The sequence below is a fragment of the Gordonia sp. NPDC003504 genome, from assembly GCF_053587995.1.
Genome location: NZ_JBSFPC010000011.1, coordinates 13,154 through 25,055, shown reverse-complemented (window position 1 = coordinate 25,055; position 11,902 = coordinate 13,154). Strand labels below are relative to the sequence as shown.

Annotated in this window: 4 protein-coding genes; 3 read left to right on the top strand and 1 reads right to left on the bottom strand. The window is 67.9% G+C overall.

The window, feature by feature from the left end; all coding sequences use genetic code 11:
* Nucleotide 1: 1 nt before the first annotated feature.
* Nucleotides 2-8,023 (bottom strand): amino acid adenylation domain-containing protein, encoded by an 8,022-nt coding sequence (locus tag ACWDPV_RS18520; RefSeq protein ID WP_449744143.1) that lies wholly within the window; start codon nucleotides 8,021-8,023, stop codon nucleotides 2-4.
* Between the two features lie 486 nt (nucleotides 8,024-8,509).
* Here ACWDPV_RS18520 and ACWDPV_RS18515 point away from each other — a divergent pair, with 486 nt between their 5' ends.
* The 3 genes from ACWDPV_RS18515 to ACWDPV_RS18505 are packed head-to-tail and all read left to right on the top strand — an operon-like array spanning nucleotide 8,510 to nucleotide 11,876.
* Nucleotides 8,510-10,261, top strand: a complete 1,752-nt coding sequence (locus ACWDPV_RS18515) for an ATP-binding cassette domain-containing protein (protein WP_449744142.1) — start codon at nucleotides 8,510-8,512, stop codon at nucleotides 10,259-10,261.
* Entirely contained in the window at nucleotides 10,258-11,052 is a 795-nt protein-coding gene (locus ACWDPV_RS18510; RefSeq protein ID WP_449744141.1) for an ABC transporter permease, read from the top strand. The genes ACWDPV_RS18515 and ACWDPV_RS18510 overlap by 4 nt, the downstream gene beginning before the upstream one ends.
* The gene (locus ACWDPV_RS18505) at nucleotides 11,049-11,876 is read left to right on the top strand and encodes an ABC transporter permease (RefSeq protein ID WP_449744140.1); all 828 of its coding nucleotides are present in this window, start codon (nucleotides 11,049-11,051) and stop codon (nucleotides 11,874-11,876) included. The genes ACWDPV_RS18510 and ACWDPV_RS18505 overlap by 4 nt, the downstream gene beginning before the upstream one ends.
* Nucleotides 11,877-11,902: the final 26 nt, after the last annotated feature.

The window sequence follows — 11,902 nt, the reverse complement described above, 5'->3', positions numbered from 1 at the left end:
GTCACGTTCGCTCGCTGCCTTCCGACTCAACCGAATCCGTCGAATGTTCGTTCTGTGTCACCACGCTTCGGGCCCGATCCCGTAGCTCGCTGAGGAGACCGTCGAAGCCTTCCGGCCCGGCCTCGGCCAGACCCGGCACCAAAGTCATCAGCGCCATCGTCAGCGCCGAATCCGCGTCTGGTGCAGTGGGTCCCATTGCCTGCGCCATGATGTTGACGTCACCGAAGGTCAACGTCGCGGCGCCGCTGACCGCCATCGCGGTCGGGTCGGCCGCCGCCGCCTCCGACACGAGGTCGGCCAAGCTGACCTCGACCGCGTCGGATTCCGGCGCCGCGGACATGATCTCATCGGACAGCCGAATGCTGACATCGCCGACGACATGCTCGGGATCGGCGGCGACCGTCTCGAGCACCTGCAGATAGCGTGACGCCAGCCGCTCGATCGTGGTTCGCTCGAAAAGGTCTGTGGCGAAAAGGAACTGAGCTCGCATCGCTCCCCCACGCTCGTCCCGGTCGGGATCGTTGGGGAACAACGTGAGCTGCAGATCGACCTTCGCCGACGTCAGTTCCTCGTGCACCGGAGCCACGGTCAGCCGATCGAACTGCAGAGTCGGGAAGTCGACGTCCTGGAACGCCAGCATCACCTGGTAGATCGGGTTGTACGAGGTCGGTGGCTTCGGCAACGTGCGCGACACGATGTTGTCGAACGCCACGTCGGTGTGCGACATGTCGGCGAGATCGTCGTTGCGCACGCGTTCGAGCAGGTCGACGAACTGCTCACCCGGATTGACCCGGGTCCGCAGTGCCAGCGTATTAACGAACATGCCGACGACGTCGTCGAGGCTCTGCTCGCCGCGGCCCGCGAACGGCGTACCGATCACGAGGTCGTCGCGACCCGACATGCGGTTGAGCAGAACCGCGAATGCGGCGTGCACGACCATGAACAGTGTCGTGTGGTGTTGCCGGGCGACATTCTCGAGCAGCCCGACGAGTGCCGCGGGGATCTCGAAGTTCACCGCATCACCAGCGAAGCTCGGCGACTTCGGCCGCTGGTGATCCAACGGCAGTTCCAGTCGTTCCGGCACGCCCGCCAGCCGTTCGTCCCAGTAGGCGAGCTGACGCTCCCCCTCGGTGACGCCGTCGGCGTCGAGCACGGCCAGCCGCTCGGAGACCCAGAGGCTGAAGTCCGCGTACTGCACCGGCAGCGGTTTCCACGCGGGCTCGGCACCGTTGCTCCGCGCTGCGTACGCGGTCATCAGATCGCGCGCGAGCGGCGACATCGACGCCCCGTCGGCGCTGATGTGGTGCACCACGAAGACCAGGACGTGCTCGTCGGAGGCGATTCGTAACAGCACCGCCCGCACCGGAGGGCGGGTGGCGATGTCGAATCCGGCACCGGTGACCTCCGCGATCGCGGCCTCGAGAGAGGTTGTGACCTCGCGCAACTCGACGGTGAGATCGCTCTCGACGACGTCCGCGGGCATGATCACCTGGATCGGCTCGCCGTTGATCATCGGGTAGGTGGTGCGCAGGGACTCGTGCCGCCGGACGATGTCGGCGGTGGCCAGCTGCAGTGCGGCCACGTCGAGATCTCCGGTGAGACGCAACGCCATCGCCACGTTGTAGGCGGCCGAATCGGGGTCGGCGCGGTTGACCAGCCACAGCCCGCGCTGCATCTCCGAGACGTGCACCAGTTCGGCACGGCTGCGGGCCAGCAGCGGCGGCGCACTCTGACCCGTCGGGCCGCCGGCCAGCGCCTGCGCCAGGGTGGCCACGGTCGGCCGCTCGAACAGGAGCTTGACCGGGACCTGACGATCCAGCAGCGCCGACAGCCGCGACGTCACCTTGGTGGCCGACAGGGAGCTGCCGCCGAGGTCGAAGAAGTCGGCATCGGCGCTGACCCGGTCCTGCCCGAGCACCTGACCGAAGATCCCGGCGACGACCGCCTCCATCTGCGAACTCGGCGCCCGATAGGGCAGCGATGCGGTGAAGTCCACCGGCGGAAGGGATTTCCGGTCGATCTTGCCGGACGTGGTGAGGCGGAATTCCTTCACGACGACCAGCGCGTGGGGAACCATGTAGCCCGGCAGATGCGTGGCGGCCTGCTCGAGGATGCGCTTGGGCTCGGCCGGGGCGCCGTCGACGAGTTTCGCGTAGGCGACGAGCACGTCCTCGCCGCCCGGGCCGGGAACGCCGAGGCTCACGACCTCGGTGACCAGCGGGTGATGCAGGATCGCGGCGTCGACCTCTCCCGGCTCGATCCGCAGTCCGCGGATCTTCAACTGGAAGTCGGTTCGGCCGACGTACCGCAGATTGCCGGTGGCCGTGCGCACCACGCGATCTCCGGTCCGGTACATCCGCTCACCGGCGCCGAACGGGTTGGCCACGAAACGTGTTGCGGTCAGATCGCTTCGGCGGTGATAGGCACGTGCGAGCTGGATGCCCGACAGGTACAGCTCACCCGGGACGCCCTCGGGGACCGGGCGCAGCGTCTGGTCGAGGACGAGCGCGCCGACTCCCGGGACGGCGCGGCCGACGGTGACCTCGTCGCCCTCGTGCATGGGTCCAGCAGCGGTGGCCCAGATCGTGACCTCGGTGGGTCCGTACAGGTTGAAGAACGCGCGCCCCGCACGTGCCCAGCGTCGCATCAGGTCCGGCGGGCAGGCCTCGCCGACGCTGATGACGCGTCCCAGGCTGGGGACCGCGGCGGGCTCGAGGGTGCCCAGCGCCGACGGCGTCATGACCGCGTGGGTCACCCGGTGCCGGTCGATGAGCGACGCGAGTTCGTCGCCGCCGTACACACCGGCCGGGCTGATGACGAGTTCGCCGCCGGTGCCCAACGCCATGAGGATCTCGAAGATGGACGCGTCGAAACTCGGTGAGGCCACGTGCAATACGCGCGAGCGCTGGTCGAGACGCAGGATCTTCTTCTGGTTGGCGACCACGTTGGCCAGACCGACGTGGCTGACGGCGGCGGCCTTGGGTCGGCCCGTGGAGCCGGAGGTGTAGATGAGATAGGCGAGATCGTCGACACGCGGGACGCGACGGAGTTCGTCACTGTGCAGCCGAGCACCGCTGTGGCCGGCGAGCTGCAGTTCGACCGTCTCGTCGTCGACGGCCAGCCACTCCACGCCGGCCGGGGCCTGCGCGCGGACGGCCACCGACGTCAGACCCATCGACGCCCCGCTGTCCGCGAGGATCTCGGCCAGGCGCGCCGGCGGGTGACCGGGGTCGATGCTGACGAACGCGGCACCCGATTTCGCCACCGCGATCATCGACGTCACCGACAGGTGCGACCGCGGGATGCAGATGGCCACCACGTCGCCGGCACCGAGACCGCGCGACACCAGTTCTCGCGCAAGCTGATTCGAGTTGGCCTCCAGCGTGGACCAGGTGATCGTGGACGTGCCGCTGATCGCCACCGCCGCCGGGTTCGACTGCACCAGACCGTTGAACAGCAGATCGCGCAGGGTCTCCGGGATGACCCGGGACTCGGCCGGTGCGGTCAGCTCGGCGACGTCTCCGGTGCCGAGCAGGTCGATAGTGCCGACCGGTCGGTGAGGCGCGTCGATCATCGACTGCAACACGGTGATCAGCTGCGCGCCGACCCGCTCGATGGTGCGGTGATCGAACAGATCGGACGCGTAGGCGAGTTCGACCTCGTAGCCGGACGCCCCGACCTGATCGGTCACCGTGACCGACAGGTCGAACTTGGCTGCGGGCACACGGGTGTCGAGAAGCTCGGCCGAATCGACCCACTCGTCGAGGGCGGCCGCCTGACCCGGATGCATCGTCAGCGACACCTGGAACAGCGGGGTGTGCGCGGCCGAGCGTTCCGGGGAGACGGCCTCGACGACCCGCTCGAACGGGATCGATGCGTGCCGCATCGCGCGGGTCCGGGTGGTGTGGGCGCGGTCGAGCAGCTGTGCGGTCGTGTCGTCGGGGCGCAGCGCGGTCCGCAGCACCACCGTGTTGACGAACATGCCGACCAGGTCGACGGTCTCGGGCTCGTCGCGGCCCGCGACGGCGGTGCCGATCGCGACCTCGTCGACCTCGGCCCATCGGGTCAGCAGCACCGCGAACGCGGCGTGCAGCACGGAGAACGGTGTGACGTTGTGATCACGCGCCAGGGTGCGGATGGCCGCGGCCAGCTCGGCGTCGATGACGGTGTCGACATAGCCACCGGCACCGGTCGCCACGTGCGGGCGCGGCCGGTCGGTCGGCAGCGGCAGGAACCCGGGCAGGTCGGCGAGTTCGTCCTGCCAGAACGACAGGCCCTCGGCCGCCACCCCGGTCGGGTTGTCGGCGTCGCCGAGGAGTTGCTGCTGCCACATCGCGAAGTCCGCGTACTGCACGTCGAGCGGCGCGAGTCCGGCTTGCGCACCCTCGCGCCGCGCGGAGTACGCGGCGAACAGATCACGGATCAGCGGCATGAGTGAGAATCCGTCACCGGCGATGTGGTGGAGCACCACCATCACGACGACGCCGTCCCGGTCGGACAGGATGCGTGCGCGGAACGGGATGTCGTGGGCGAGATCGAATCCGCGGGCGGCCTCACCGGTGAGGACCTCGTCGAGACGATCGTCGACGGCGGCCACCTCGATGTCGAGGAATCGCAGTGCCTCGTCGGTCGTGAGAATCTCCTGGACCGGCTCACCCCCCTGCGACCCGAACCGGGTGCGCAGGCTCTCGTGCCGCTCCACCAGGTCCACCAGGGCTTGCTGCAGCGCGGTGACATCGACATCGCGACCGAGGCGCACCGCGCCCGGCATGTTGTAGGTCGCGGCACCGGGATCCATGCGATTCACGAACCAGAGTCGGGTCTGCGCGTGCGACAGCGGGATCGTCTCCGGGCGCGGGTGCACACGGGTCAGTGCGGGCCGGCCGTCGGTGCCGCCGGAGCGCGATCGTTCGGCGATCTCACCGACGTCGACCGAGGTGAACACGTCGGTCAGGTCCACCCGCACGTCGTGCTCCACCCGCGCACGCGAGACCAGGCGCGCCGCCATCAGCGAGTCGCCGCCGAGCTTGAAGATGTTGTCGCGCAGGCCGACCTGATCAACGCCGAGCATCTCACCGACCAGCATCGCGAGCGCCTGCTCGACCGGCGTGCGAGGAGCCTCATAACCGACCACCGGCCGCAACTCCGGTGCCGGCAGCTGCTTGCGATCCAGCTTGCCGGTCGCGTTGATCGGGAACTGCTCCAGCAGAACGGCGGCCGACGGAACCATGTGCGACGGAAGGTGCCGTCGGCACCAGGCCAGGGCGGCGGCCTCGCTGACGGAGTCGTCGTCGGAGCGCAGATAGGCGACCAGGACGGGACCCGGGCCGAGGTCGGTGCGGGCGACCACGGCGGTCGCGTCGACACCGGGCATGCCGTCGAGGACGGCCTCGATCTCGCCCGGCTCGATGCGTTGGCCGCGGATCTTCACCTGGAAGTCGGTGCGGCCGAGGTACTGGATCTGTCCGTCGGCGGCCCAGCGCACGAGGTCACCGGTGCGGTACATCCGGGCGCCCGGCCCGCCCGCCGGATTCGCGACGAACCGGTCCGAGCTCAGATCGGCACGGCCCACGTAGCCGTCGGCGAGCTGACAACCGGCGAGGTAGAGCTCACCGGCGACGCCGACAGGTACCGGCTGCAGCCGCGGGTCGAGGATGAGGACGTCGGTGTTCGCGACGGGACGACCGATCGGGACGGGACCGTCGCCCGGGACGACCCGGTATTCGGTCACGTCGATGGCGGCCTCGGTCGGCCCGTAGAGGTTGACCAGCTCCGCGGAGGACCCGCCGAGCACGCGGTCGGCCAGGAGCCGCGGCAGCGCCTCACCGGAGGTGAAGACGCGACGCACGGATGGCGGCAGCAGGGTCTGGTGGCCGTCGTTGATCAGTACCTCGGTGTACACGTCGAGCATCGACGGCACGAAGTGCGCGACGTTGACCTCCCATGAGGTGATCAGGTCGAGCAGGTACTCGGGATCGCGGTGACCGTCTGGCCGGGCGATCACCATCGCGGCGCCACGGGCCAACGGCCACAACAGTTCCCAGACGGAGACGTCGAAGGTGAACGGGGTCTTGTAGAGCACCCGGTCCCCCGCGGTCAGCGGATAGTTCTCCTGCATCCAGGCGAGACGGTTGAGCACCGCGCCGTGTGCGACCTGGACACCCTTGGGCGTACCGGTGGAGCCGGAGGTGAACAGGACGTAGGCCGCTTCCGGACCACCGCCGACGACGTCGTGCTCGCCGGGTTCGGCGTCGCCGCCGCGGACATCGAATCCGATGGACGCCAGCCGCGCCGCGTCGAGGACGGTCCGAGCCGACACGGTGTCGACGATCAGCGCGCGCCGCTCGTCGGGCTGCGCCGGGTCGACGGGGACATACGCCGCCCCGACGGTCAGGACGGCATAGATGGCCGCCAGTTGCGCCACACCGCGGTCGAGCGCGACCACCACGTGGTCGCCGCGGCCTGCCCCGGCGTCCACGAGGTGATCGGCCAGCGTGCGACGCAGCCGATCGAACTGCGCATACGTCCAGATCTGGTCCTCGAACACGACCGCCGTCGCGTCCGGGTGATCGCGCACCGTGCGCTCGAACGCCGCGAGCAGGTGGGTGTCGGTGACGGGCTCGGTCAGTGCCGGTCCCTCACCGAGGCGGACCAGGGCAGCGCTCTCGTCGGTACGCAGCAGGTCGACGGCGCCGACGAGCGCATCGAGGTCGGCGAACAGACGGTCGAGGAAGATCAGGAACCGCTCGAGATGGCCGCGGAGTTCGTCCTCGGAATAGAGATTCGGGTTGCCGTGGAAGTCGACGACAAGTCGCGCCCCGGGACTCGCCTGATAGACGTTGAGGCGCAGATCCTCGAGGATGCCGGACGTCAGGATCTGGTAATCGACACTCGCGCCGGACATCTCGATGGGCTTGTCGAAGAACATGAGGTTGACGATCGGACCGAATGACGCGGTGTTGGCGTCGTTCAGTCCGGCGTCGATGCGGATGTCCTCGAAGCGGTACCGCTGGTGTCGTAGCGCCCCGGTCAGCTCCAGGGTGACCTGATCGATGAGCGTGCGCATCGACAGATGCGAGATGTCGCGCGCGCGCACCGGCAGCATGTTGGCGAGCATGCCGCTCGCCCGCTTGATCTTGGCGGTTGCCCGGCCGGTGACGGGAAGGCTCAGGACCACGTCGTCGGTGCCGGCCATCCGGGCGAGGTAGGCGGAGAACCCCGCGGTGAGGAGAACAGCGGCCGAGGTGTTGAGGTCGGCGGCGACACGATCGAGTTCGCCCTGCTGCGCAGCGGTCAGCTCGGAGCCGGCGACGATGTTGCGCGGGGACAGCTCGGCGGCGACGGAGCTCTCGGCCAGGGTGACCCGCTCCGGCAGGTCACGGACCCGGTCGACCCAGTAGTCGCGGTCCGACACGCGGCGGGTGCCCTCGATGTATTTCTTGTCGTCCTCGACGAGTTCTGCCAACGACGCGCCCGGTTTTGCCGAATATTCTGTTCCGGCGACCGCGGCATTATATCGATTCACGACATCTTGAACCGCCATCAATCCCGCATATCCGTCGAGCGCAATATGATGCGCGCGCACATACCAGAAATGACGATCATCGGAAATCTGGAGAAGTGTGGAAACGACGAGTTTGTCGGTGCGCAGATCCATTTGCCGCTGATAATCGTCATTCATCCACTGCATCGCGGCGGCCGCCGGATCGGAATGACCACGGAAATCACGGTATTCGAGATCATTGTCGAGAGATTGGTCGACGACCTGCATCGGGATGCCGTTGACCTCGACGATCCTGGTGAACGCCGACTCCTGCGCACGCCCGTTGTCGACGACAGCGCGCCGGAACAGCTCGCGATCCAGTCGTCGATCCTGATCCCGGATATCGAGATATTGCGCAACGGTGACGGAATAGTCTGCCGACAGATTTTCCGCGAACCACATACCTCGCTGCGCAGCGGTGAGCTCCAGAGGTACGAGCTCGGACTCAGTGCCGTCGTGGAAGTTGTCGACTGACCCCATTGCCTCTCTCTTCCAGGTCATCGGCCAGCCCGATCAGGCATCGGCCGGTTCGACCGACACCGGAACCGTGTTGGGCTGTCTGTTCCGGGGGAAGGCTGTTCCCTCGCAACAGTGTGCGTCATTATCCACCTTTCACAACGAACTTCACCATGATTCGATTGAATGGCACAGCGTCCCCGTGACCTCACAAATCGCTGATCACGGACTGGCTCACGATAGGATTTCGATCTGGCCACCCGGTTCGTTACCGATCGGTCGGCCGAGTCCACCAAACGTATGAACATTGTGATCGCAGTCGTAATGATTTCGTGTCCTCCGACGACAGTCCTGCGAGGACATCGGCGATGATTTCGGTACCCTGGCCCACACGGACGCTCTCCCCCAGTCCGAGGTGTGACGCCAGTACGTCGCCGGTGCCCAGGTGCGCGTGTCTTGTTCGTCCGGCCGTGTGCTCCGGCAACCGAGGTGGCCCGAGAGGAGTAGTTGATGGCCGAGCAGTCCCGTGAGACGACCGCTGCACGCGATACGACTGCACCCGAGTCGGCTGCATACACGCCATCGTCGTCGGCCGCCTTCCACCCGGTGTCCACCACCGACCATCGTGCCGACACGCGGCCGTCACGACGACCTGCCCACGGTGAACCGGCCGACAGCATGCTGTCCGCCAGCGTTCCGGATGTGCTCACCTCCGGCGACCTTCCTGTCGATCCCTCGCGCTTTTCCGCCCGTCACTCCGAGGCCGCACCCGACCCCGCTCCTGACCGGATCGGCCCCGACGATGCCGGTGCCCGCGACCACAACAGAGATTCCACCGAGAAAGTGGGCGCCGACCGACCGGCGCGACCCCGCCATGCGGCCGTGCCGGGTGACGATGCACCCACAATTCCTCTGCCGACCGTACCCGAAGGGGCCCCGGCGTCGCCGACCAGCGTGGCCACCGGATGGCAGATCGTGTCCCCGGAGAACGGCAACGACGCAGGTCCGGACCCGCAGACCCTGATTCCGGACTCGAGGACACGCGCGGTGGGTGCGACGGCCCGCACGGACGCCGAGTCCGGTGCGAGGGCCGACTCGGACACCGTCGTCGACGACCGGTCCCCGGCCACCGGTGACGCGACCTCCACCGCGACCACCGACGACGCCACCGACGACGCGGCGCTCCCCGATCGCGCCGAGGATGTGCCCGCCGACATGCCCGGCCCCGACGGATCCGGCCCCGAGTACGCGATCCAGGCCGTCGACCTGCAGAAACGGTTCGGTGAGCACGTCGCGGTCCACAGCGTGAGCTTCTCGGTCGAGAAGGGATCGATCCTGGCGCTGCTCGGCCCCAACGGCGCCGGCAAGACGACGACGGTCAACATGCTCTGTACGCTGCTCAAACCCGACGGCGGGACCGCGCTCGTCGCGGGTCACGACGTCGCCTCCGATGCAGCGGGGGTGCGTCGGTCCATCATGCTGACCGGGCAGTTCGCGGCACTGGACGAGGCGCTCAGCGGTCGGGACAATCTTATTCTGTTCGGACGGCTCATGGGGCTGTCGAAGTCATCGGCCCGGGCGCGTGCCGACGAGCTGCTGACGTCGTTCGACCTCACGGCTGCCGGGAAACGCAAGGTCGGCGAGTACTCCGGCGGCATGCGGAGGCGGATCGACATCGCATGCGGTCTGGTCACCCAGCCCGAGGTCGTGTTCCTCGACGAACCCACCACCGGCCTCGACCCGCGCAGCCGCCAGGACGTGTGGAACCTCGTCGAATCACTGCGCGATCAGGGCGTGACCACCCTGCTCACCACCCAGTACCTCGAAGAGGCCGACACGCTCTCCGACCACATCGTCGTGATCGATCGTGGCCGCGTGATCGCCTCCGGGACCGCCGACGAACTGAAGGCCGCGACCGGCGCCTCGCATTATGAGGTGACTCCGGCCGACCCGCACGACCTGCCACGTCTGACGACCTGCCTGGACGACCTGATCACCGACGGCCCCGCCGAGCACGCGGATACCGACGCCGCGACATCGGTGGCCGTGCCCGCCCCCGACGGTGCGGACACCCTCGTGGAGATCGTGCAGCGCACCACGACCGCGGGCATCCGCCTGTCGGACGTCGCGCTCCGGCGGCCCAGCCTCGACGAGGTCTTCCTCGCCCTGACCGATCCGTCCAAGGCCGACGCGTCGCGCACTGATAACACCACCGCCGCCGCGACCACAGCTGCCACCGGCGGGCCGGAATCCTCGACGTGACAACGCAATCCGTCTCCGTCGAACGTCCACGGACGCGCGCGTCGGTGCAGTGGTGGACCCTCACGAGCCGAGGCCTCGCCGCGATGATCCGCAACGGCGAGATCATCTTCGCGTTCGTCGCGCCGATCCTGCTCGCGATCTGTTTCTATCTCCCGTTGCGGGCGATCATGGACTCCGATCCGTCGATGGACTACGCGGCCTTCCTGATGCCGATCATCTCGTTGCAGTCGGTCAGCTTCGTCGCGTCGTCGGCGGCGATGCGCGCCGCCGTCGACACCACGAAGGGAATCAACACCCGCTTCCGCACCATGCCGATGCCCGCCGCGATACCCACACTCGCGCGACTCGGCACCAACGCGGTGCTTCTGGCGATCTCGGTCGTCTGCGCGGCGGCCACGTCGTTGGTGATGGGATGGCGCCCGGAGGGCAGCGTGCTCGACACTGTCGGGTTGTTCGCGGTCGTGATGGCCGTCGGCATTCTGATCGCCGTCCTCGCGGACGCGATCGGACTGCTGTCGAACAGCCCTGAGGCGACCAGCCAGGCACTGTCGCTGCCGATCCTGATCCTGGGCATGCTGTCGACCGGATTCGTGCCCGAGAGCCAGTTCCCCGACTGGATCCAACCGTTCGTCCGCAATCAGCCGATCTCACAGTTCGCGACGTCGATGCGGGCGCTCAGCGACGGCACCGCCACCCTCGAGGTGCTGACCCCGACCCTCTGGTGGTGTGTCGGTCTGGCAGTCGCCGGCGTCGTCCTCACCGGTATCGGCGTGCGGAGGATGATCCGATGACCAGCCTCACCGTGACCGGCACCGACCCGGCATCCGGCCCCGCCGAGGGGTCGGTGCGCGCCTGGGCGGCCCAGAGCGGGGTGCTCGCGTGGCGGCAGATCTCGGTGATGGTGCGCGACAAGGGCACCTTCATCCAGCTCATCATCGTGCCGATCCTGACCCTGATCATGTTCAAGGTCGTCCTCGGTGATGCCATCGGCAGCGCCACCGGCGAGGACAGCACGTATGGCACGGTTCCCCTGGTCATCCTCGTCAGCGCCATGTTCGGATCGGTGGCGGCCGGTATCCGGCTCAATCAGGAACGCAGCACCGGTCTCCTCGCGCGGCTCTACGTCCTGCCGATCAATCGGGCCGCCGACCTCACCTCGCGTCTGCTGAGCGAGGTCTTCCGGATCGTGGTGGTCACCGCATTGCTCATCGCGGTGGGGACGACGATCGGTTTCGACATCACCGGTGGTGTCGGTGCGGTCGCCGGGATCTTCGGCGTCTCGCTCATGTTCGGCGTCGCGTACGCGACCCTGGTCCTGGCGTTGGCGGTCAGCGCGCAGCCGTCGGCGCCCCTGGTCCCGCTGCTGTCACTCGTCTCGAGCGTGCTGATGTTCTTCAATTCCGGTTTCTCGCCGATCGACGCCTATCCGGAGTGGCTGCAACCGGTGGTGGAGAACCAGCCGATGACGCCGACCATCGAGGCGATGCGCGCCCTTGCGACCGGGGAACCCGCCGGTCACGACGTCATCAAGGTGGCGATCTGGACGATCGTGATCATCGGGGTGTGCATCTACCCGGCCCTGCGCGGCTACCGGAAGGCCGCGACCGCCCGCTGAGGCGCGTGACGCCTCTGGCGGACGCT

Coding starts and splice junctions, on each gene's coding strand:
- ACWDPV_RS18520 (WP_449744143.1), bottom strand. CDS start 8,023: ATGGGGTCAGTCGACAACTTCCACGACGGCACTGAGTCCGAGCTCGTA.
- ACWDPV_RS18515 (WP_449744142.1), top strand. CDS start 8,510: ATGGCCGAGCAGTCCCGTGAGACGACCGCTGCACGCGATACGACTGCA.
- ACWDPV_RS18505 (WP_449744140.1), top strand. CDS start 11,049: ATGACCAGCCTCACCGTGACCGGCACCGACCCGGCATCCGGCCCCGCC.